This is a genomic window from Rhodococcus sp. 66b (assembly GCF_002076325.1).
GTDB classification, from domain to species: Bacteria; Actinomycetota; Actinomycetes; order Mycobacteriales; family Mycobacteriaceae; genus Rhodococcus_F; species Rhodococcus_F erythropolis.
In genome coordinates, this window is record NZ_MUZB01000008.1 from 169,475 (window position 1) to 192,068 (window position 22,594).

Annotated in this window: 21 protein-coding genes, 1 tRNA gene and 1 pseudogene; 14 read left to right on the forward strand and 9 right to left on the reverse strand. The window is 63.1% G+C overall.

The annotated features are described in order from the left end of the window. Positions 1–37 precede the first annotated feature (37 nt). From B0E55_RS16900 to B0E55_RS16915, 4 genes and pseudogenes are all read left to right on the forward strand, one after another. Positions 38–1,341 (forward strand): annotated as a pseudogene (locus tag B0E55_RS16900) (DUF222 domain-containing protein). Positions 1,342–1,649: 308 nt separating this feature from the next. Further along, positions 1,650–2,777, forward strand: coding sequence for an NDMA-dependent alcohol dehydrogenase (locus tag B0E55_RS16905; protein ID WP_080910080.1), 1,128 nt, complete (start codon positions 1,650–1,652; stop codon positions 2,775–2,777). A gap of 36 nt (positions 2,778–2,813) precedes the next feature. After that, positions 2,814–3,653 carry a serine hydrolase domain-containing protein gene (locus B0E55_RS16910; RefSeq protein WP_080910081.1) on the forward strand — a complete coding sequence of 280 codons (840 nt, stop codon included), beginning with the start codon at positions 2,814–2,816 and terminating at the stop codon, positions 3,651–3,653. 128 nt (positions 3,654–3,781) lie between these two features. Next, the gene (locus tag B0E55_RS16915) at positions 3,782–4,291 is read left to right on the forward strand and encodes a DUF3145 domain-containing protein (protein WP_003941617.1); all 510 of its coding nucleotides are present in this window, start codon (positions 3,782–3,784) and stop codon (positions 4,289–4,291) included. A 110-nt stretch (positions 4,292–4,401) separates the two neighbouring features. On the opposite strand, the gene B0E55_RS16920 is transcribed toward B0E55_RS16915, so the two are convergent. From B0E55_RS16920 to aceE, 6 genes are all read right to left on the reverse strand, one after another. Then, on the reverse strand, positions 4,402–5,835 hold the full coding sequence (locus B0E55_RS16920; RefSeq protein WP_003941597.1) for an acyl-CoA carboxylase subunit beta: 1,434 nt from the start codon (positions 5,833–5,835) through the stop codon (positions 4,402–4,404). A 108-nt stretch (positions 5,836–5,943) separates the two neighbouring features. Further along, complete coding sequence (locus tag B0E55_RS16925) at positions 5,944–7,194, reverse strand: KasA/KasB family beta-ketoacyl-ACP synthase (RefSeq protein WP_003941591.1); 1,251 nt, start codon at positions 7,192–7,194, stop codon at positions 5,944–5,946. Positions 7,195–7,201: 7 nt separating this feature from the next. Then, a complete protein-coding gene (acpM, locus tag B0E55_RS16930) occupies positions 7,202–7,477 on the reverse strand; it encodes a meromycolate extension acyl carrier protein AcpM (RefSeq protein WP_003941649.1) in 276 nt (91 codons plus the stop codon). Positions 7,478–7,561: 84 nt separating this feature from the next. Next, the gene (locus B0E55_RS16935) at positions 7,562–8,470 is read right to left on the reverse strand and encodes an ACP S-malonyltransferase (protein ID WP_020908154.1); all 909 of its coding nucleotides are present in this window, start codon (positions 8,468–8,470) and stop codon (positions 7,562–7,564) included. A gap of 127 nt (positions 8,471–8,597) precedes the next feature. Then, a complete protein-coding gene (locus tag B0E55_RS16940) occupies positions 8,598–9,926 on the reverse strand; it encodes a PucR family transcriptional regulator (protein WP_019748966.1) in 1,329 nt (442 codons plus the stop codon). 99 nt (positions 9,927–10,025) lie between these two features. Beyond that, a complete protein-coding gene (gene aceE / locus B0E55_RS16945; protein ID WP_007735476.1) occupies positions 10,026–12,881 on the reverse strand; it encodes a pyruvate dehydrogenase (acetyl-transferring), homodimeric type in 2,856 nt (951 codons plus the stop codon). 233 nt (positions 12,882–13,114) lie between these two features. On the opposite strand from aceE, the gene B0E55_RS32210 reads away from it, so the two are divergent. From B0E55_RS32210 to B0E55_RS16980, 6 genes are all read left to right on the forward strand, one after another. Continuing rightward, positions 13,115–13,675, forward strand: a complete 561-nt coding sequence (locus B0E55_RS32210) for a hypothetical protein (RefSeq protein WP_020969928.1) — start codon at positions 13,115–13,117, stop codon at positions 13,673–13,675. A 177-nt stretch (positions 13,676–13,852) separates the two neighbouring features. Then, a complete protein-coding gene (locus tag B0E55_RS16960) occupies positions 13,853–14,278 on the forward strand; it encodes a DUF3052 domain-containing protein (protein WP_003941575.1) in 426 nt (141 codons plus the stop codon). A gap of 35 nt (positions 14,279–14,313) precedes the next feature. Further along, a complete protein-coding gene (locus B0E55_RS16965; protein ID WP_019748962.1) occupies positions 14,314–14,778 on the forward strand; it encodes a peroxiredoxin in 465 nt (154 codons plus the stop codon). A gap of 32 nt (positions 14,779–14,810) precedes the next feature. Next, positions 14,811–14,885, forward strand: a tRNA-Val gene (locus B0E55_RS16970). A gap of 90 nt (positions 14,886–14,975) precedes the next feature. After that, positions 14,976–15,200, forward strand: a complete 225-nt coding sequence (locus tag B0E55_RS16975) for a hypothetical protein (RefSeq protein WP_003941648.1) — start codon at positions 14,976–14,978, stop codon at positions 15,198–15,200. 65 nt (positions 15,201–15,265) lie between these two features. Further along, a complete protein-coding gene (locus tag B0E55_RS16980; protein ID WP_080910082.1) occupies positions 15,266–16,285 on the forward strand; it encodes a cobalamin biosynthesis protein in 1,020 nt (339 codons plus the stop codon). Here the strand turns inward: B0E55_RS16980 and B0E55_RS16985 are convergent. The 3 genes from B0E55_RS16985 to B0E55_RS16995 are packed head-to-tail and all read right to left on the reverse strand — an operon-like array spanning position 16,226 to position 18,386. Beyond that, positions 16,226–17,164: an SURF1 family cytochrome oxidase biogenesis protein gene (locus B0E55_RS16985; protein ID WP_080910083.1), complete on the reverse strand. Its 939-nt coding sequence runs from the start codon at positions 17,162–17,164 to the stop codon at positions 16,226–16,228. The two genes, B0E55_RS16980 and B0E55_RS16985, sit on opposite strands and share 60 nt — an antisense overlap. Positions 17,165–17,212: 48 nt before the next feature. Further along, a complete protein-coding gene (locus B0E55_RS16990; RefSeq protein ID WP_021334191.1) occupies positions 17,213–17,704 on the reverse strand; it encodes a low molecular weight protein-tyrosine-phosphatase in 492 nt (163 codons plus the stop codon). Beyond that, positions 17,691–18,386: an HAD hydrolase-like protein gene (locus tag B0E55_RS16995; protein ID WP_019748958.1), complete on the reverse strand. Its 696-nt coding sequence runs from the start codon at positions 18,384–18,386 to the stop codon at positions 17,691–17,693. The genes B0E55_RS16990 and B0E55_RS16995 overlap by 14 nt, the downstream gene beginning before the upstream one ends. A 56-nt stretch (positions 18,387–18,442) precedes the next feature. Here B0E55_RS16995 and cobC point away from each other — a divergent pair, with 56 nt between their 5' ends. The 4 genes from cobC to B0E55_RS17015 all read left to right on the forward strand — a co-directional run bounded on the left by cobC (position 18,443) and on the right by B0E55_RS17015 (position 22,574). Beyond that, positions 18,443–19,477, forward strand: a complete 1,035-nt coding sequence (gene cobC, locus B0E55_RS17000) for an Rv2231c family pyridoxal phosphate-dependent protein CobC (protein ID WP_080910084.1) — start codon at positions 18,443–18,445, stop codon at positions 19,475–19,477. After that, the gene (locus tag B0E55_RS17005; protein ID WP_080910085.1) at positions 19,474–20,607 is read left to right on the forward strand and encodes a Nif3-like dinuclear metal center hexameric protein; all 1,134 of its coding nucleotides are present in this window, start codon (positions 19,474–19,476) and stop codon (positions 20,605–20,607) included. The genes cobC and B0E55_RS17005 overlap by 4 nt, the downstream gene beginning before the upstream one ends. 108 nt (positions 20,608–20,715) lie before the next feature. Continuing rightward, entirely contained in the window at positions 20,716–21,453 is a 738-nt protein-coding gene (locus tag B0E55_RS17010; protein ID WP_020908144.1) for a zinc ribbon domain-containing protein, read from the forward strand. Beyond that, positions 21,450–22,574 carry a bifunctional RNase H/acid phosphatase gene (locus B0E55_RS17015; RefSeq protein WP_046378730.1) on the forward strand — a complete coding sequence of 375 codons (1,125 nt, stop codon included), beginning with the start codon at positions 21,450–21,452 and terminating at the stop codon, positions 22,572–22,574. Before B0E55_RS17010 ends, B0E55_RS17015 begins: the two co-directional genes overlap by 4 nt. Positions 22,575–22,594: the final 20 nt, after the last annotated feature.

Consider the following 22,594-nt stretch of genomic DNA (forward strand, 5'->3'; position numbering starts at 1 on the left):
GTTCGAGTATTGTTTGGGGAGGGGATCGGGGGATTCAATGAGTGTTCTGTTGTCGGATGTGGTGTCTGGTTCTGCGGTGGGGTTGCGCGGACGACTGTGGCGGTTGTCTGCTGCGGAGTTACGTACCGCTGCTATCGAGGCGAGTGCGGAGATTCTTCGTCTCGAGGCTGTTCGTGTGGCGGTGGTGGACGAGTTGTCGTTGCGGCCGGATGATCAGGTGATTGCGAGCCGCGGGGTGGGTTGCTGGTTGGCGGCGAACACGATGCTGCAGGTTCGGGATGGGAAGAAGATCGCCGCGTTGGGTGCGGCGCTTCGGCCGTTTCCGGCGGTGGCGGCCCGGTTCGATGGCGGGGATTGCTCGTTCGATCATGCGGTGTTGATCGTGGCGTTCTGTGAATCCCCGCCGAAGGGCATGCCGGACGCCGCGTTGCCTCGCTGTATCGATTTGTTGTTGGCTGCTGCTTCCGGTGTGGAGGCCACGACGACGAAGGTCCGGAACGTCATCGCGACCTTGGAGCGAGTGTTCGAGTCCGATGACATTCCACCCGCCGAGGATGTGGATCGTAACGAGCTCCGGATCGCGTCGACATTGAACGGTCGGGTGGTGGTGCGCGGGGATTTCGACGCTCTCACCGGCGAAATGTTGCTGTCGGCGTTGTCGAATCTGACGATGCCCACCCCCACTCCGGATGGAACCCCGGATGCTCGGTCGGCGGCGAAGCGGACCGCGGATGGGTTCACGGAACTGATCCGGCGGTATCTGGACTGCGCCAAGACCGGTACCGATGGTGGTCAGCGTCCGCACGTGAACGTGCACATCAACGCCCGTGATCTGGCGGAGCACCGGGACTGCGCCGCCGCACCCTCGCCCGATGGTGGTGGAGTGGCTGTGTCGGATCTCGATGTCGGGCACATGCCGTGGCTCGGTCCGCTGTCGGTCTCGCAGACCAGACTCCTCGGGTGCGATTGTTTCCTCTCGACTGTTCTGCTCGATGATCACGGGGCGCCGCTCGATGCGAAACCCGGGAAACGGTTGGTGTCCGCGGAGCAGCGAGTGGCGTTGATCGCCCGCGACAGAGGTTGCGCGTTCCCGGGCTGCACATGTGTACCGGCGTGGACGGATGCGCACCATATTCGGCACTGGGCGAGCGGGGGCCCGACTGTGATGAGCAACCTTGTCCTGCTGTGTCGTTCGCATCACCGGCTGATGCACCGTAAAACGGGTTCGTCGGGAAATGGGTGATCCGCATCGGCGTCGACAACAAACCGTGGTTCATCCCACCGCCCTCGATCGACCCGCGGCAGCACCCGCGACCAGCGAACACCACCTTCAAAACCTGAGGGGTTAAACCTCACACGCACCAGAACATGGCCAGGCCTGTCTCGGACCCTGCTCTGTGTCCGACCGATTGGTGGGAGGTGGAGTCGAATGAGTGCGTGCTTTCGGGGCGGCTCTACCTTCGGGCGCCCGTGTGGCCTGTCCCACTCAGTGGGTCATTCTTTCGTCGTCGCCAAGCCGGTTGTGCCAGGTCATTTGGACGTCTGACCTGCAGTGCAAAATCTTTCGTTAGAACACGTTCCAATTTCGCGGATTTGTGGCTATGGTCACAGAGATAGATGCGGGTGTGCGAATGAAAGGGTGAAGTGACGTGAAGACCAAGGGTGCAATCCTGTGGGGCCTCAATGAGAAGTGGTCCGTCGAGGAGATCGAGATCGGCGAGCCGGTAGCCGGCGAAGTTCAAATTCGCATGGAAGCGGCCGGAATGTGCCACTCCGATCACCACATCGTCACCGGCGCGACCCCGATGCCGTCGTTCCCGGTCATGGGCGGGCACGAGGGTTCGGGCGTCATCACCAAGCTCGGCCCTGAGGTCAAGGGACTGGAGGTCGGCGACCACGTCGTTCTGTCCTTCATTCCGGCTTGTGGAACCTGTCCGGCGTGTTCGGCCGGGCATCAGAATCTTTGTGACCTCGGGATGGGCCTCCTCAGCGGCCAAGCCATCAGCGACGGCACGTACCGGATCCAGGCTCGCGGCGAAAACGTGATCCCGATGTGCCTGCTAGGGACGTTCTCGCCCTACATGGTCGTGAACCAGTCGTCAGTGGTGAAGATCGACAAGGACATTCCGTTCGAGGTTGCCGCACTCGTCGGTTGCGGCGTCCCGACCGGTTGGGGATCGGCAACCCACATCGCCGATGTGAAGCCCGGCGAAGACGTTGTGATCATGGGCGTCGGCGGCGTCGGTATCAGTGCGCTACAGGGTGCGGTTGCATCGGGCGCTCGGTACATCTTTGCCATCGACCCCGTGCCGTGGAAGCGTGAGCAGGCTCTGAAGTTCGGCGCAACGCACGCTTTCGAAAGCGCTGCCGCTGCCATTCAGCCGATCATCGACGCCACGTACGGACGCATGGCGCAGAAGACGATCATCACCGTCGGCGAAATGAAGGGTGAGTACGTCGAAGAAGCCATGATTCTGACGGCAAAGGCTGGTCGTTGTGTTGTCACTGCAATGGGGCACCTGACGGACATGGATGTGAAGCTGAACCTGTTCCTGATGTCGATGCTTCAGAAGGACCTTCAGGGCAACATTTTCGGCGGTGGCAACGCTCGCCAGGACGTGCCTAACCTCCTCTCGATGTACAAGGCAGGCAAGCTGAACCTCGACGACATGGTCACTCGGACCTACACGCTCGAAGGCGTGAACGACGGGTACCAGGACATGTTGGATGGCAAGAACATCCGCGGCGTCATCCGCTACACCGAAGCTGACTGGTGATCGAAAGCGCAACTCTTGTGCCAGTAGTCTGATCGGGTGCCCAGTACTCACAGTCTCGACGTAATCCAGCAGTGGCCGGTCGACAATGCGGCAGCGGTCGTCCTCTCCGGGAATAATCCGGGTGAGGGCGACCGCATTCGTGGTTTCAGCGGCGACCAGTCGCATGTTTTCCCCCTGGCTTCGGTGACAAAACTGTTGTGCGCCTACGCGATTCTGGTGGCGGTGGAGGAAGGGGCGGTCGAGTTGGATGGGCCGGCCGGGCCTGAGGGGTCGACCGTTCGTCATCTCCTCGCACATGCTTCCGGGTTGGCATTCGCCGAACGTGTTGTTCAGGCGCCGGTGGGGTCAAAGCGGATCTACTCGAGTGCGGGATTCGAGGTGCTTGCCGAGTTGGTTTCCCGGGAGACCGAGATCGAGTTTGCCGACTATCTTGCCGAGGCGGTGTTCGCGCCGTTGGGGATGATCAGCGCGGCTCTTGTCGGTCCTGCCGGTCACGGTGCACAGGCATCGGCAGACGACTTGGCCAAGTTCGCGGCTGAACTGCTCTCGCCGACCCTGATCTCGACGCAGACTTTTGCAGAGGCGACAACCGTGCAGTTCCCGGGGCTCAACGGAATTCTTCCGGGTTACGGCTCTCAGCGCCCCAACGACTGGGGACTCGGATTCGAAATTCGCGGCGACAAGCGTCCGCATTGGACAGGTCTCGCGAACTCGGCCGCAACCTTCGGTCATTTCGGCCAGTCCGGGACCTTCCTGTGGGTCGATCCCACGATCGATACTGCGTGCGTCGTGCTTACCGATCGCGACTTCGGTGATTGGGCCAAGCCTTTGTGGACTGAATTGTCAGATGGCGTGATCGGTGAAGTTTCGCGATAGAGCACAAATTTCTCTCCTTCCACTGGCGCAACACGGGTAACACAAGGCACACTGTTCAATCGAGCGTGCTGCACGAACTCGACAGAGGTCGTTGGGGAAGACGTCCCTCGTCGAAGCAGGAGGCTCGAGTGCGCGAAATGAATCAATTCGCGGACGTGACGACTGGTGTGGTTTACATCCACTCGTCGCCCGCGGCGCTGTGCCCGCACGTGGATTGGGCTTTGTCCGCCACGTTGGACAGCCCTGCCAAGCTCAGATGGACCTCACAGCCTGCCTACGACGGACTTCTGCGTGCGACGACGGACTGGACAGGTCCCGTCGGAACCTGTGCCCGCCTGGTCGATTCGCTACGGGCGTGGCCGATGTTGCGCTTCGAGGTCACCGAGGACCCGAGCCACGGCGTCGACGGCGAACGGTACAGCCATGTGCCCGGTCTGGGCTTGTGGCGCGGATCCACCAGTGCGAACGGTGATGTCGTCGTTGGGGAGATGAAACTGCGGTCCATCATGAATTCCGGTGGAGACATCGCCGCGGAGATCGATCGGGCGATAGGCGCACCGTGGGACGAGGAACTCGAACCCTTCCGGAGTTCAGGCGAAGGTGCCGAAGTGACATGGCTGCGAAGGCGTGTCAGCTGACCGAGGTCCATCCTGAACCCTGAGTGCTCTCGCGGATTGAACGACAAAGACTTGAATGACAAAGGTGGGCCCCGCCGTATCGGCGAGGCCCACCTTGCTGTCCAGGGTTGTCAGAGCGGAATGTTCTTGTGGCGCGCACGGACAGATGGTGCAGACGCGAGCGCAGCGGTGACGATGCTGCGAGTCTTCGCCGGGTCGATTTCCTCGTCGACGACGCCGATTTCGACAGCGCGGTCGACGCCGCCTGCGATCGCCTCGTGTTCGGCAGCGAGACGGTCGTGCAATGCTTCACGCTCGTCGTCCGGTGCCGCAGCGAGAGCCCGCTTGTGCAGGATGCCGACAGCAGCCTTCGCGCCCATCACGGCCACTTCGGAGTTGGGCCAAGCGAAAACGGCCGTGGCTCCCAGTGCTCGCGAGTTCATTGCGATGTATGCGCCGCCGTAGATCTTTCGAGTGACAACGGTGACGCGGGGGACAGTCGCCTCGGCGAAGGCGTGAAGTAACTTCGCGCCGCGCCGAACCACGCCTTCCCACTCCATCGACACGCCAGGCAGATACCCGGGAACATCGACGACGACTACGAGCGGCACGCCGAATGCGTTGCACAGTCGCACGAATCGAGCGGCCTTCTCTGCACTTTCGGAGTTCAGGCACCCCCCGAGTCGCAGTGGGTTGTTCGCGATGACGCCAACCGTGCGTCCGGCCATCCGGCCGAAACCGGTGACGATGCTCCGCGCGTAATTGCCTTGCAGTTCTTCGAAGCTCGACTCGCCTTCGACGTTGTCGAGCATTTCGTGAACGATGGGACGAACGTCGTATGCACGTTTTGCGGACGCAGGCATCATGGCGCGCAGATCGCTGTCGCCGAGTTCCGCTGCCCGCTGATCGAATTCGCCCTGCTCGCACATCATCGAGACCAGGCGTCGTGCGCGGTGCAATGCGTCGGCCTCGTCGTGTGCGGCGATGTGCGCGACACCCGACTTCTTGGTGTGTGTGTCCGGACCGCCGAGTGACACCATGTCGACCTGTTCACCGGTGACACTGCGAACTACGTCTGGGCCGGTGACGAACACTCGGCCTTCCGGCGCCATGATCACGACATCGGTGAGGGCTGGACCGTACGCGGCTCCACCAGCGGCAAAGCCGAGCACGACGGAAATTTGAGGTATGAGACCCGACGCACGGACCATGGCCTCGAAGACCAGTCCGACTGCGTGGAGTGCTTCGACGCCTTCAGCCAGACGCGCGCCACCGGAGTGCCAGAGACCCACGATGGGGGACTCTTCCTCGATGGCGGTATCGATGGCTTTGACGAGGTGTTTGCAACCGTCGACGCCCATTGCGCCGCCCATGACGGTGGCATCGGAGCAGTATGCGATGGTGCGGACGCCGTCGATGTTTCCGGACGCAGCGAGCACGCCGGACTTGTCACGGGCGTGGAGCGGCACTGTTGTGCCGGGGTCGAACAGATTTTCCAGGCGCGCAAGAGGATCGCGCGGGTCTGTCGATGATTCGGACTTTGTCACGGGGGCCAGGATGGTCATCGCGTCCTCCTTCAGTACGAGCCTTGGGTGGAACGAAAGGTCGGTGTTGTCCGCGGGTGACGTTGTGTTGCAACGACACCCGCGGACAGGTGCAAACCGCGGTTCGGGCTAGGCCCGACCGAAGGCGAGCGCGACATTGTGCCCACCGAAACCGAACGAGTTGTTCAGTGCGAAATCGAAAGAGCCGGTTCGGGGTTCACCCTTGACGACATCGAGATCGATTTCTGGATCCTGGCTGTCAACATTGAGCGTGGGCGGGATGATCCCGTCACGCACCGCCAGAACCGTGAGGACTGATTCGAGGGCGCCGACAGCGCCGATCGAGTGTCCCAGCGCGGATTTCGGGCCGTACACCGCAGCGTGATTGCCGACCGCTGCGTTGATTGCCTTTGCCTCTGCGATGTCACCGATCGGCGTCGCAGTGGCGTGGGCGTTGATGTGCTTGATGTCGGATTTCGTCAGTCCGGCCATCTCGATTGCTCGGGTCATGGCTCGCGCCGCGCCCAGGCCTTCCGGATGCGGTGCCACGATGTGGTACCCGTCCGAAGTGATTCCGGAACCGAGCAGGCGGGCATGAATGGTGGCCCCGCGTGCCTTTGCGTGTTCCTCGGTTTCGAGGATCATCAGTGCGCCGGCTTCGCCGAAGACAAATCCGTCACGGTCCTTGTCGAAAGGACGTGAAGCTGCGGCCGGATTGTCGTTGTTGGTGCTCATTGCACGCATCATGGCGAAGCTCGCGATCGGAACCGCGTCGATGAAGCTCTCGACTCCACCAGCCACAACCATGTCCGCGTCACCCATGACAAGCATGCGGTGAGCGTGAGCAATTGCCTCGGAACCTGACGAACATGCCGACACCGGGGTGATGACGCCGCCGCGGGCCCCGAGTTCGAGCCCGACCGTTGCGGCCGGTCCGTTGGGCATGACCATCTGCACCGAGAACGGGGACACCTTGCGGTATCCGCCGCCACGGAGTTTGTCGACGGCGTCGATGAGCGTGTCGCCGCCGCCGAGTCCGGTGCCGATGACAACCGCGAGGCGGTCCTGATCGACTTCGGGGCTGCCGGCGTTGCTCCAGACCGTGCGACTCAACGTGAGGGCAAGGCGTTCCACCCAGCTCATCCGTCGAATTTCGACGCGGGACAAGCCCTCGTCTGGTGAAACCTTCAGGTGCCCGCCGATGCGAATGGGAAGGTCGAACTCGTCGATGAACGGGTCATCGAGGATTCCGATGCCGCTTTCGCCGGCGAGTAGCGCCTTCCACGTGCCATCCACATCACCAGCCACCGAGGTCGACGTCGCGAGGCTCGTGACGACGATGTCGGGGAATTTCCCTTTGCGGGTAGAAGCGGAAGTCACGGTCGGCTCACTCTGCGTTCTTGGCTTCGGCGCCTTCGGCTTCGAGCTTCTGGATGTACGCGACGATGTCGCCGACGGTGCGCAGGCCTGCGAGATCCTCGTCGGGGACCTTCACGCCGTACTTGTCTTCGGTCTGAACAGCGATCTCGACCATGGACAGGGAGTCGATATCGAGGTCGTCCACGAAGGACTTGTCAACGGTGACCTCGGAAGGCTCGATACCGGTGACCTCCTCCACGATCTGGCCGAGTTCCGCGATGATTTCTTCCTGAGTGTGGGCCACTGGTGTGGCTCCCTTCTTGATCGATTGAGGTGGGGTGAAACGTCCGGCCGCCGTTCGGGCTGATCGGCCGGGTGGGCGTCCGAGCTAGGTCAGCTCGGACAGTGCGGAGATATCCTCCGGGTTCTTGAGGGCCACCGTCGGTGTGCCACGCATTTCGCGCTTGGCAATTCCGACGAGGGTTCCGGCCGGCGGGAGTTCCACGATCGCGCTGACTTCTGCTGTCCGCAACGACGCGGAGCAGAGGTCCCAACGAACGGGGCGGGTTACCTGCGCGGCAAGTTTGGTGAGGGCGTCGGCGCCCGAGGAGACTGGGGCGCCATCCGAGTTGGAAAGCAGCGTGCGCGTCGGATCGGACGGGGTGATCTTGGCGGCAGCAGCTGCGACGGCATCCTGTGCAGGTGCCATGAATCGGGTGTGGAAAGCGCCGGCGACGGGCAGTGCGCGGACTCGGGCCTTTTCGGGTGCGTTTGCTGCGAGTTCTTCGAGCGCGGTGAGCAGTCCGGCAGCCACGATCTGGCCGGCCGCATTGCGGTTGGCCGCTTCCAACCCGAGTTCTTCGAGTCGTGCGAGCACTTCGGCTTCGTCGCCACCGAGAACGGCTGACATGCCGGTGGGCTCGAGCGCGCAAGCCTTGGCCATCTCGGCGCCGCGGAGGGCGGCAAGTGCGACCGCGTCGTCAGCGGAAATAACACCGGCGACCGCAGCAGCGGCAAGTTCACCCACTGAATGGCCGGCAGCGATGACGTCGGCGCCGAGGAGCCCACGTGATTCGATTTCCTCGTACGCCAGCAGAGCAGCGGCAACGACGAGGGGCTGGGTTACCGAGGTGTCGGTGATTTCTTCTGCAGTCGCGGTCGTGCCGAGTCGGACGAGGTCAAGGCCGGCTGCCTTCGACCACACTTCGAGGCGGTCTTGCGCTCCGGGCAGTGCCAGCCATGGGCTGAGCATGCCGGGTGTCTGAGAGCCCTGTCCCGGGGCGAGCAACGAAATCACTTATTAAGAGAACACCGCCGCGAGTGACCTGCGAGATGTCGGTCGCGATGAACTCTGGCGAAGTGTTTTGTAGGGTTCCCACAAAATCCCACGTCGCGCCCGGCCATCGAAATTGGACGCTCGGGGGTTACAGGTTTGTTTGTCCGGATGTTAAAGATGTGACTGAAGTAACCGAATTGTTCGATTTGAGATCGATTTGTGTCAATCGGCCCACGGTAGCGGCGATCCGTAGTACGTATGCGTCGCGTGGATTCGTAGGATCCCGGCCGGTAACTTCCGCGATTCGCTTCAAGCGGTACCGAACGGTATTTGGATGAACAAACAGAAGACGTGCACAAGTCTCAACCGCACCTCCACAGTCGAGATAACTGTCTAAAGTATCGGTCAAGACTGTGCCGGATTCCGCTAAAGGTGCGACCAGGAAATCGCGAAGAGCCTTTACGGCAGCGTCGTCTCCGAGTAGTGCCCGTTCCGGGAGCAGTTCAGTCGCGAAAACGGGACGAGGTGCGCCGCGCCACCCGGCGACGGCCTTGATTCCCGCGAGAGCTTCGGACGCACTGAAGTGTGCTGCGCTCAACGAGGGCGTTGTCGGGCCGATCACCACCGGTTCGTCGGCGAAACTCATGAGCAGGTCTTGAAGGAATTGGCTGCCTTCCGTCTTACTGCTCAGCTCGCCGCTGACGATCATCACCAGTCGCGGACCCTGCACCACGGCGAGAACAGCGCGCCCGTGCGCGGCGGCAGTGGCGTGGACGGTGCCGGCAACCGAGACCCGCTCGTCCGGCGGGGGAGACCCGACGATGACGGTGGCCGGAGCCGTGGCGTCCCAGTTCAAGGTGGCTGCGCGGGAGAGCATGTCCGAGCCGGTGTCTCCCTGCACGACGGCGTCGACGACGAGCGCTTCCAGTCGCGTGTCCAGGGCACCGCGCGACTCGGCGGCGCTTGCGTACACCGTCGCTGCTGCGAAACCGAGTTCACGCCCGTAGCGCAGGACGGCTTCCGTCAGCGCGATCAGCTGCTGATCGTTGCGGGCGAGAGCCGGCAGCCATTTCTCGAAGAACTCCATCGCCACCCGGACCATGTCGACGGTCTGGCGCAACGTGAGCTGTCGAGCAAGATCCTGAGGGATGACCGGGAAAGACTCGTATCCGAAGCTGATCTCCGAGTCGAGTTGCCGCAGCCATTCCAGGAAATTCACCACCGACGTCTGCACCAAGAGTTGAACGTCGGCACGTTGCGAAGCGTCGAGACTGTCGAAGAACGGAAGCTGCTCCTCCATCACGGTCACGGCCTCGGTGGAGAGTCGACCGGAGAACTGTTTGACGCGGCGGAGCAAGGCTTCTGGAAGTGGATCGCGAACCTGACGACGGCGGGCGAGTACAGCCTGCAACCCGGACGACTGTGGTCGAGTGCGGCGTACGCCCTCTTCGGGTTTCTCGGGATCAGGTTCGGGCATGAGAAAAACCTACGCCCATCGCCGCAGCGGATGTCGAGATGACACCCTCGGCGATGGGCGTAGGTCTGTTTTCGATCGCTGGGACTGTTGCCCTACGACTTAGGCGCTACCGGTGTCCCCGGTCTGCTCGGGAGCAGCATTCACGTCGTCGATGCGGTATCGGCTCGCTGCTTCGACGGCCTTCGACCGCTCGATCGATCCTTCCTTCGCCAAGCCGATCAGCACGGCAACGACGATGGACTCGGCATCGACGTTGAAGTAGCGACGCGCTGCAGTGCGGGTATCGGAGAACCCGAACCCGTCCGTGCCGAGCGTGGTGTAGTCGCCGGGAACCCACTGACGGATCTGATCCGAGACCGCCCGCATCCAGTCCGAAGCCGCGACGACAGGGCCTTGGGCCGACGACAACGCCGTGGTGACGAAGGGAACCGGAGCATCCTCGGACGGATTGAGCAGCGCCTGACGTTCGCATTCGACGCCTTCGCGGCGCAGCTCACCCCAGGACGTGACCGACCAGACGTCGGCCGAGACGCCCCATTCGTCGGCGAGCAGCTTCTGCGCACGCAGACCCTCCGGCATCGCGACACCGGATACGAGGATCTGTGCCTTCGGGCCGGCTGCTTCGGACGTCTTGTAGAGGTAGATGCCCTTGAGCAAGCCCTCGACGTCGAGACCTTCGGGCTCGGCCGGCTGAACGTACGGCTCGTTGTAGATGGTCAGGTAGTAGAAGATGTTCTCGCCACCGAAACCGTCGACGCCCTCGGTGCCGCCGTACATGCGGCGCAAGCCGTCCTTGACGATGTGCGCCAACTCGTACGAGAACGCGGCGTCGTAGGTGACAGCGGCGGGGTTGGTGGATGCCAGGAGCAGCGAGTGTCCGTCGGCGTGCTGGAGACCTTCACCGGTCAGAGTTGTACGACCGGCGGTGGCGCCGAGAACAAATCCCCGAGCCATCTGGTCGGCAGCCGCCCACAGGCCGTCGCCGGTGCGCTGGAAACCGAACATCGAGTAGAAGATGTACAGCGGAATCATCGGTTCACCGTGGGTGGCGTAGGACGTGCCGACTGCGGTGAACGATGCCGTCGAACCGGCCTCGTTGATGCCCTCGTGCAGGATCTGGCCGATCGGGCTCTCCTTGTAGGCGAGCATGAGTTCGGCGTCGACGGAGGTGTAGAGCTGTCCGTTGCGGTTGTAGATCTTCAGCGACGGGAACCACGAGTCCATACCGAACGTACGGGCCTCGTCCGGAATGATCGGCACGATCCGCTTGCCGATCTCCTTGTCGCGCAACAGTTCCTTGAGGATGCGCACGATCGCCATGGTGGTGGCGACTTCCTGCTTGCCCGAGCCCTTGCGGATGACGTCGTACGTCTTGTCCTCGGGGAGCTTGAGCGGAGCAGCGTCGGTGTTGCGGGAAGGCAGGAACCCGCCGAGTGCTTTACGACGGTCGAGCATGTACTTGATCTCGGGAGCGTCCGCGCCCGGGTGGTAGTACGGAGGCAGGTACGGATCCTTCTCGAGCTCGGCATCCGAGATCGGGATGTGCTGCATGTCGCGGAACGCCTTGAGATCGTCCAGCGTCAGCTTCTTCATCTGGTGTGTGGCGTTGCGGCCCTCGAAGTGCTTGCCGAGGGTGTAGCCCTTGATGGTGTGCGCCAGGATGACCGTCGGCTGGCCCTTGTGCGCCATGGCCGCTGCGTAGGCGGCGTGGACCTTGCGGTAGTCGTGGCCACCGCGCTTGAGGTTCCAGATTTCCTGGTCTGTGAGGTCCTTGACCAGTTCCTTGGTGCGGGGGTCACGTCCGAAGAAGTGATCGCGTACGAACGCGCCGTCGTTGGCCTTGTACGTCTGGTAGTCACCGTCCGGCGTCACGTTCATCAGGTTGACGAGTGCGCCGTCGCGATCGGCGTGCAGCAGCGCATCCCACTCGCGGCCCCAGACGACCTTGATGACGTTCCAGCCGGCACCGCGGAAGAACGATTCCAGTTCCTGGATGATCTTTCCGTTGCCGCGGACCGGGCCGTCGAGGCGCTGGAGGTTGCAGTTCACGACGAACGTGAGGTTGTCGAGGCCTTCGGTTGCCGCGACGTGAGCGAGGCCGCGTGATTCGGGCTCGTCCATTTCGCCGTCGCCGAGGAACGCCCACACGTGCTGATCGGTGGTGTCCTTGATACCGCGGTCGTTGAGGTAGTGGTTGAACCGGGCCTGGTAGATGGCGTTCATCGGGCCGAGGCCCATCGAGACCGTCGGGAACTCCCAGAAGTCGGGAAGCAGCCGGGGGTGCGGGTAGGACGGCAGTGCGCCGCCGAAGTCGGCGTGGGACTTCTCCTGGCGGAATCCGTCGAGCTGTTCCGCGGGGATGCGGCCCTCGAGGAAGGCGCGTGCGTAGATGCCGGGGGAGGCGTGACCCTGGATGAAGATGTGGTCGCCACCGCCCGGGTGGTCCTTGCCGCGGAAGAAGTGGTTGAAGCCGACCTCGTACAAGGCTGCCGAGGATGCGTAGGTGGAGATGTGACCGCCGACGCCGACGCCCGGTCGCTGCGCGCGGTGGACCATGATCGCGGCGTTCCAACGGATCCAGGCGCGATAGCGGCGCTCGACCTCTTCGTCGCCGGGGAACCACGGCTCGTTTTCGGTCGGAATCGTGTTGACGTAGTCGGTCGAGGTGAGCGCGGGGAGTGCGACGTGCTTCTCACCGGCGCGTTCGAGCATGCGGAGCATGAGGTAGCGGGCACGCGTGGGTCCGGATCGATCCAGAAGTCCGTCGAATGATTCGAGCCATTCGGTGGTCTCGTCCGGATCGATGTCCGGCAGGTACGACGCAACACCTTCGCGAATGACGCGAACGCGACCGTCGGTTCCCCCCGGCGTGTTCGACGCGGGCGAACCCGACTCGCCGGCGGCGCCGGAATCGGCGTTCTGCCCGGACGCGGGACCCTGGATCAGGTCAGACAACGTGTGCTCCTCATTGGTTTGGGGACGCGTGGTGGGGCGTCCTTACATAGGTGATCGAGGCCTTGTTAGGTCCGACGCACTTCCATCGTGAATATGGCGCGTACCTCATCTTTCACCATCCCGGTCGGTCCGGCACACCTCGCCTCTGGTTACTCTCGGGTAGCGTTTTTCGGCGTGACGCAGGGGTGTGATGGTTCCCCGTAGTCACAGGCTTGGGGGATCGATCGGAACGTATGAAGGGGTGGGAAAAAATAAACAAAGAAATCAATTACGGCAGGGTCGGGGCGTGGGTCTCGGTCGGATCGATCGCAGTGGGACTGTCGGTGATCGTGGGATGTTCGGCGGCGGTGACCGGATCGGCAGTACCCAATGAAGCGCACGTGGCTGCATACCAATCCGAGGTGAGTATTTCGATGGCCGCCGCGTCCTCGTCGAAAGCGGCGGCAGATGCGGCAGAGGCAGCTTTCGCGATCTGTGAGGAAGCGGTCTCTCGATCGAAAAACGACGTGGTCGCGTTCAATGCCTACGTCGACGCCGGAAATCATGGTGAGACCGACCTGAGAGCCGAAGCAAGCGCTGCTGCTTCGTCGGCCAGGGACACCGCCTCGTGGTTCGACTCGGTCGCGAGTGAACTTCCGGCGCAACTTTCCGGACTGTTCGACGAATTGGCCGCGAACCTACGTTCATCTGCAGTCGTGATCGAGAGTGATCATTCGGCGGATGAAATCAATTCGATCAGCGATACGAGCAATTCGATTCGCAAGTCGATCTTCGATGAATGTGGATCCCTGTGACCTGCGGTAATCCGCAGGCGTAAGGTTCGCCGTGTGTCAGAAGACGATCTTTGGTGAAAGTTTTCGGCGTGGTCGGCTTGCGCTAACGCCTCAGACCATGTTCGCTTTCCCTAATTGATCGTCAAACGGTAGGTGTGCGGGGTCGCCACACACCATCAACAAAAGGAGGACCCCACCGTGGTCGCCGCGGCGGATGCCCAGAACTACGCTCAGAAACTCGGGATTACCACTGACATGGTGGTGCAGGAACTGGGCTGGGATGAGGATACCGACGACGGCATTCGTGCCGCGGTTGAGGAAACCATCGGCGGGGAAATGCTCGACGAGGATTCCGACGAGGTCATCGACGTCGTGCTGCTGTGGTGGCGCGACGAGGACGGTGACCTGGTGGATGCCTTGATGGATGCCATCGGGCCCCTCGCCGACGAAGGCTTCGTGTGGGTTCTCACTCCCAAGACCGGTCTCGACGGACATGTCGAGCCCAGCGAGATCGCCGAATCGGCGCCGACTGCCGGCTTGACGCAGACATCGGCAGCCAACCTCGGTGACTGGTCGGGAAGTCGACTGGTTCAGCCGAAGGCTCGTCCGGCCAACAAGCGCTGACCCGGCCCTTTCCGCACTTTCCCAAGGAATTGCACATGCCTCTCGAAGTTGGTGCGCAGGCACCGGATTTCACCTTGAAGGACCAGAACAACCAGGAAGTCTCGCTAGCAGATTTCCGCGGCAAGAAGAATGTTCTGCTGGTCTTCTATCCGTTGGCCTTCACCGGGACTTGTCAGGGGGAACTCTGCAAGGTCCGTGACGAGCTTCCGAAGTTCGAGAACGACGACACTGCCATTCTCGCGATTTCTGTCGGTGCTTCGCCGACTCACAAGATCTGGTCGGCTGAGCAGGGATACACATTTCCCTTGCTGTCGGACTTCTGGCCGCACGGTGAAGTCGCTCAGAAGTACGAGGTGTTCAACGACAAGTTGGGCTTCGCGAATCGTGGCACCTTTGTCATCGACAAAGACGGAGTCATTCGTTTTGCCGAGATGAACGGCCCCGGAGAAGCCCGTGACCACGGACTTTGGGCAAACGCGCTTGCCGCGCTAGAGTCTTAGAGCACTCCCGGTGAGGGTCTCACCGGGAGTTCGGGCGTGTAGCTCAGTGGTAGAGCTCTGGTTTTACACACCAGCGGTCGGGGGTTCGAAACCCTCCGCGCCCACCAAAGAATTCAAACCCCGATCTGCTTGTCGACGCAGATCGGGGTTTTTTCATTTTCGGCAACGAATTGTCCGCAATACGCCATTCTGGACGCATGTCCAGTTCTGTGATCGAAGTAGCCGTCGACCCGACGCGCGTGCATCCCACCCGTCCGCACATACATATCGCCGAGATGCCCAGTCTCAGTGTTGCGTTGTTCCCGGGGCAGACGATCCGGGTTCGTTCCCAAAGCGACGCACTGGCGACCGGGATTGCCCGAGTCTGGGAAATCAACCGAATGCACCGCTTGATCTACCTGACGATCGACTGGGACGGGTAGAGATCGGCTCGGGCAGACATGTGACGGTTGGCCAGAGAACGAGCGTCGCTGCTACAACTACGCTCGTGCAGATTTCGGTTCGTTCGTCCCAATCTCGATTCAATGCGCGAGCTGCCGGGCTTCTCCTCGGCTTCGTTGCGGATCGGGCATTCGCCGATCCGGGGCGGTTCCATCCGGTTGCCGGCTTCGGAACCGCGGCTATCGCGCTGCAGAAGATGTCCTACCGGGACTCGCGCGCGGCCGGAACACTTCATGTTGCCGTGCTCTTGGCCGGCACCGCAGGACTTGGCCTCACAGCCGAAGCAGCGTCGCGCCGGGCCGGTTGGGTGGCCGTCACGGGTACGACTGCGATAGCTACCTGGGCCGTGCTCGGCGGAACGTCGCTTGCACGCACCGGCATCGACATGGCCGCTCGATTGGAGGCGTCACAGGTCGACGGCGACCTGACGACAGCGCGTGAGCTACTTCCTTCACTCTGCGGACGCGATCCCTCGGTGCTGGGCGAGGAGGGCCTCACGCGTGCAGCACTGGAGTCGGTTGCCGAGAACACCTCGGATGCAACCGTCGGCGCAGTGTTCTGGGGTGCAATTGCGGGCGTGCCAGGCCTGTTCGTCTACCGCGCTGCCAACACACTCGACGCGATGATCGGCTACCGCTCCGAGAAGTACCTCAGATTCGGGTGGGCTGCGGCGAGGTTCGACGACCTGGTCAACATCGTCCCCGCTCGGCTGACAGGTGCGCTGACGGCTGCGTGTGCACCGGTGGTGGGCGGCTCGGTTCAGGAATCACTGGCAGCGTGGAAACGCGACGCAGCGGCTCATCCAAGCCCCAATGCGGGCGTCGCGGAAGCGTCGGCGGCAGGGGCGTTGGGCATTTCGTTGGGTGGTCGGACCGAGTATGCGCACGGGGTGGAGATGCGTCCCGTCCTCGGCCGCGGGCCTGTGCCTACGCCGAACGATCTGCGCCGCGCGGCGAGGCTTTCGTCGGCGGTGCAGATCAGTGCAGCTGTGGTGTCAGCGGGTATTTCAGCGGGTATTGCCGTATCGATCGGCAAGTTTGGCTTCCTGTGCCGTCAGCGGCACTGATTCCGGCTCCGGCTTCTTGCGACGGCTGAAGGTACGAGCCGGTTCGGCGGGGGGTGCGGCAGGCGCGGACACTGCCGCTTCCGGGGTCGTCTCGGCAGCGGCGTCGTCGGCTGCGAAACCGTCCACAGCTGCTTGAGCTGCTTTTTCCTTGCGACGTTCGCGCCACTCGGCGCGAATGAAGTAAGCCAGTCCGAGCGGCGCCATGATGCCGAACGCCAGCCATTGGAACCCGTACGAGAGGTAGGGGCCCGCGTCGAGTTGGGGGAGCGGGATCGTGCCGAGACCGCCGGGCTGGTCGGGTTCGAGTTGGATGTACGCGTCGATCAGGTCCGTTCCGATGAACTCGCCGATCGGACGTGCGTCGATGGAGTAGACCTGCTTCGCGCCGTCCTCGAACATCGGTACTCGGCCGGGTGCAGTGCCTTCCGACAGGCGCACACGGCCGTTGAGAGTGACCGGGTCGGTCGGCGGCGCAGCGATGGGCGGTGCCTCGGCGCCGTTGATCGGCCGAACGTATCCGCGATTGACGAGGATCGTGCGGCCGTCGTCCAGGCGGAAAGGCGTCAGGATCTCGTACGACGGCGCGCCCTCGATGGACTGCAGTCGGACGAGGATATCCGCGTCGGGCAGATAGGTACCGGCCGCGGTGATGTTTCGCCATTCGTCGTCCGGTGCGATCGTCGAATCGGCGATGACATCACCGATCGGCACGGTCTCCGCGTTGATCGAGTTCGAGATCAGATCATTGCGGTGCTCGGTCTTCGTGTTCTTGCCGAGCTGCCACGGAGCGAGCACGGTGAAGCACAGGTAGGCGAAGAGCCCGACCACAGCTGCCAGTACCAACCAACCGGGCCGCAACAGGAATTTCAGTCTTCGCACACGTCCACGGTATCCGTTGCCCGAACGGGAGTGAATTTTGCTCCGGGTTCAGGCTCGCTCGCGGATCCAGTCGAGTATGTCGGGAATGGCCGCTTCGATCTGGTCTCGAACCAGTTCGAAGTCCTCCTGATCCCCGTAGTACGGGTCCGGAACCGATTCTCCGTCCGCCTCGGGGTCGAACGATCGCAGTAGGCGCCGACGCTCGGTGGGCACGCCGAGATGAGCAAGCTCACGTTCGTGCCCGGTGTCGAGGGCGACGACAAGATCGGCGGCGAGATGATCTGCATTGACCTGCGCGGCGCTGTGGCCCGTCGGATATCCGGCCGCTCGGAGCACGACGTTGGTCCGCTCGTCGGCCTCGCTACCGGTGTGAAACCCCTCGGTACCGGCGCTGCTGACACGCACGCGGTCGGCGAGGCCTTCACGGCCCAGATGCGCGAGCAAGATCTTTTCGGCCATCGGTGACCGGCAGATATTGCCGGTGCACACAAACGTCACGTGGAGTGGTTCAGTCACGTGGAGTGGTTCAGAGGCGGCCATCGAGAAGTCCTCCCAGTTCGGATGCCGACGATACGGAGCGAAACGCTTGTCGCGCTTCCTCGGCGGAACCGTAGCCCCATTCGACGACGACGGTGGGGATGCCGTACTTCGCGGCGCCGAGCACGTCGTGATCACGATCGCCGATCATGAGCACGTCGGGGGTTCCGCCGTCGGCGGCGAGGACGGGAGTGATCCCGAGTGAGGTCAGCGAGTGCGCGATCACATCGGGTTTCGCCCGACGAGTTCCGTCGTCACTTGCGCCGCCGATGAACTCGAAGTGCTCGGCCAGGCCGAAATGCTCGAGAATGCGAATGGCGAATCGCTCCGACTTCGAGGTGGCGACGGCCAGTCGGGTGCCGCTCGCGCGAGCCTTACCCAGGACGACGTCCATACCCTCGTACACCGAGTTCTCCTGCCACCCGGTCGCGTCGTAACGCTCGATGTACGCGGCGATCGCCCGATCCACGTCCGCCGGGGCCATGCCGAGTGACCTGAAGGTATCGACCATCGGCGGGCCGATCACCGATGCCAACATCGCTTCCGTCGGCTCCGGATGGCCGACAGTTGCCAACGCATGTCGGAAGCCGCCGTGAATGCCGGGAGCGGAATCGGTGATGGTTCCGTCCAGATCGAACAGAACTACAGGAAAACGGTCGAGGGGTGGTGTCGTCACGGCACTCATTGTCCCGGACGGCAGGGGTGATGTCCGCGCACGGTGCTCGACCGTAGGCTGACCGGGTGAGTACCGGAACGGTTGACCTGGAGAGCTTGCGACATCACGGAGATGTCGAAGCGGAGCCCGGGTTACTCGATTTTGCCGTCAACGTTCAAGGCTCCGGCCCACCGAAGTGGTTGCGGGATCGGCTGGCCGCAGGACTGTCCACGCTCGGTTCGTACCCGTCGGCTGCAGCGGAACTGAAAGCCCGCGAAACCGTCGCGCAGCGGCACGGGCGCCGGCCCGAAGAGGTGTTGTTGCTCTCGGGCGGTGCCGAGGGATTCGCGATGCTGCCGCGCCTGGGCTCTCGGTCGGCAGCGCTGATCCATCCGTCCTTCACCGAGCCGGAACTGGCGCTGCGAGAGGCCGGTGTACCGGTGACGCAGGTGATTCTGGAGCCGCCTTTCGAGCTTCGGGCCGCGCAGGTACCAGAATCCGCGGACCTTGTCGTTCTGGGCAATCCGACCAATCCGACGTCCGTTCTTCACCCCAAGGCCGATGTGTTGGCATTGCGTCGGCCGGGCCGGATCCTGGTGGTGGACGAGGCATTCGGCGACGCGATCCCCGGCGAAGCGGAGAGCATCGCAGGTGTCGAGTCGGCGGATGTACTGGTGCTTCGGAGCCTGACCAAGACGTGGGCACTGGCGGGATTGCGGTGTGGGTACGCGATCGGCTCTCCGGATCTTCTCGCTCGACTGGCTCAGGGCCGAGCCCACTGGCCATTGGGCAGTCTGCAGATCGCGGCCATCACGGCGTGCTGCGAACCGTTCGCGGTCGAGCGGTCGAGGATCAAAGCCGAAGCGATTGCCGCAGACCGCCAAGACATGTCCCGGCGACTGACCGAGATCGGGATTGCCGTGCACGAACCCGCTGCGGGGCCGTTCGTGCTCATCGACGTCCGCGACGGCGCCTCGATGCGAGAGCACCTGCGTGCCCGCGGTATCGCCGTGCGCCGGTGCGACACCTTTCCCGGACTCGGGCCCGATCAGTTGCGCGTTGCCGTCCGTCCAGCCGAGCAGGTCTCGGTACTGATCGAAGCGATGAAGGAGATCTTGTGAGCGGCCCAATTCTTGTGGACGTCATAGCCGTGCTGGAATCTGCTTATCCGCCCGCCCTGGCGGAATCGTGGGATTCGGTCGGTCTGGTCTGCGGCGATCCTGCGGACGCGGTGACGAGAGTGGTTTTCGCGGTGGATCCGACCGAGGCAGTGGTCGACGACGCCATCGCCTCCGGTGCCGACCTTCTGGTCGTTCACCACCCACTTCTGCTGCGTGGGGTGGACACCGTCGGTGCTCACACACCCAAAGGTGCGTTGGTCCACAAGCTCATCAAGGCGGGGTGCGCACTGTTCTCGGCGCACACCAATGCGGACTCCGCCGACCCTGGAGTGTCCGACGCGTTGGCGCAGGCTCTGGGCCTGACCGTGCTGCGCCCGATCGAACCCAAGCCGACGCAGCCGCTCGACAAGTGGGTCGTCATGGTTCCGGTGGAGAATGCATCGGCCGTGCAGGATGCACTTTTCGAGGCCGGGGCTGGGCGGATCGGCGACTACAGCCAGTGCAGTTGGACGGTCACCGGTACGGGTCAGTTCTTGCCAGCCGACGGTGCGAATCCGACGATCGGGACTGTCGGCGCTGTGGAGCAGGTTCGCGAGGATCGTGTGGAAGTGATTGCCCCACGCGGAAAGCGAAGTGCGGTGCTGGGCGCATTGCGTGCCGCCCACCCGTACGAGGAACCAGCCTTCGATGTCTTCGAACTCGCAGCGTTCCCCAGTTCGCTCGGTCTGGGGCGGGTGGGTGAGCTCGAGCACCCCGAAACATTGCGAGAGTTCACGGCGCGAGTGGCGCGCTCACTGCCCTCGACCGAGTGGGGTGTTCGCGCTGCCGGAGATCCGGACGCGACCGTTCGTACCGTGGCGGTGTGCGGCGGTTCCGGCGACTCGTATCTGGACGTGGTGGCGGCGCTGGGCGCCGACGTCTACGTCACTGCGGACCTGCGGCATCATCCCGCGGACGAGCATCTTCGTGCCGGTGGCCCGGCACTGGTCGACGTCGCCCATTGGGCTAGTGAATACCCGTGGTGTGCGCAGGCGAAATCGGTGCTCGACGCCGCGTTTGCCGACAATCCGGGGTGGGAAAGCCGGGTTTCGACAATTCGCACCGATCCGTGGTGTTTGAGTGCGCATTAGTGCAGCGCTCTGCAAGGTACGGTTGCACGAACAATTCAAGAGCAGTTCTTCGAGAGCCGTCCTTCGCGAGCACTGCCGACATCGGACTTACAGCAGGAGTTATACAGCGTGAACGTCGAACCACAGGTGCAATCCAAGCTTCTCGACCTCGCCGGGGTGGATGCTGAGCTCACTCGGATCACCCACCGACGCGGAGCGCTTCCCGAGCAGAAGGAAGTCGAACGTCTCGAGGCCGAGCGAATCAGCCGTAAAGATGCGTCCGTAGCCGTCGAAATCCAGATCGACGACATCGATCGCGACATCCGCAAGCTCGAAGGCGAGGTCGACGCGGTTCGTCAGCGCGAGGATCGTGACCGCACTCTGTTGCAGAGTGGGTCGGTCGGGGCGAAGCAGCTCACCGAACTCGAACACGAACTCGGCAGCCTGGTCAGGCGTCAGGGGCTCCTCGAGGACGAGTTGCTCGAAGTGATGGAGCAGCGTGAGGCGTTGCAGGCCGATCACGATCACGCCGGTGCCCAGCTGTCCCAGGCCGAAGAAGAGCTGATCGACGCCAAGCGTCGCCGCGACGACGCCGTCGCCGATCTGGACAAGGCGCAAGAGCGTTGCGCCGCCGATCGTGAACGACTTGTCGGTGAATTCCCAGCCGATTTCCTTGCTGTCTACGAGAAGCAGCGCACCCTGGGCGGACCGGGCGCGGCGCTTCTGCAGGCACGCCGATGCGGCGCTTGCCGGATCGAGATCGACCGCGGCGAGATCTCCCGAATCGCCGCGACACCGGCCGACGTCGTCGTTCGTTGCCCAGAGTGCAATGCAATCATGGTGCGTACCAAGGAGTCCGGTCTGTGACTCCCACGCAGGTCATCGTCGAGGCCGACGGTGGATCGCGCGGCAACCCCGGCCCGGCCGGCTACGGTGCCGTGGTCTTCGACTCCACCCGCTCGGTGTTGGCCGAACGCAAGGAAAGCATCGGAATAGCGACCAACAACGTCGCCGAGTACCGCGGACTGATCGCAGGGTTGACCGCTGCCGGTGAACTCGGAGCGTCGACGGTCGACGTCCGTATGGACTCCAAGCTGGTCGTCGAGCAGATGTCCGGGCGCTGGAAGGTCAAGCACCCGGACATGATTCCGCTGCAGCGACGCGCAGCCGAGTTGGCGACGCAGTTCTCGCGAGTGACCTACACGTGGATTCCGCGCGGCGAGAATTCTCATGCCGATCGTCTTGCCAACGAGGCGATGGACGCTGCTGCCGGCATCGAAACCGCGACCCCCGCACCAGCTGCACCCGCCGCGCCGTCAGAAGAGACGTCGGAACCGCAGATCGCCGGCTCTCCGGGATGGATCGCCACCACCGGCAAGCCGACACGAATGTTGTTGCTACGTCACGGACAGACAGCGATGTCGGTCGATCGCCGCTACTCCGGACGCGGCAATCCTGAGCTCACGGAATTGGGCCGCGCGCAGGCCGGCGGCGCGGCTGCACGCTTCGGGAACCGCGGCGGTATCGACGCCATCGTCTGCTCACCCCTCGGCAGAACCCGTGAGACGGCAGAGGCATCGGCCCGCGTGCTCGGTCTTCCCGTCGTCGAGCACAAAGGTTTGATCGAAACCGATTTCGGCGACTGGGACGGACTCACCTTCCGCGAGGCAGCCGAGCGCGATCCGGACCTGCATCGCGAATGGCTCTCGGACACTTCGGTGCGCCCACCCGGCGGCGAGAGTTTCGACGAGGTACGAGAACGAGTCGTCGCCGCGCGTGACGACCTGATCTCGACCTACGGCGGCGCGACGCTGTTGGTCGTTTCTCACGTCACCCCGATCAAGACGTTGGTGCAGCTGGCCCTCGATGCCGGGCCGTCCTTGCTGTACCGGTTGCATCTGGATCTGGCGTCGCTGAGTATCACCGAGTTCTATCCAGACGGGGGAGCCTCGGTCCGGCTGGTCAACGACACGTCACATCTTCGCTGAAAGAGCCCCGACGGCTGATC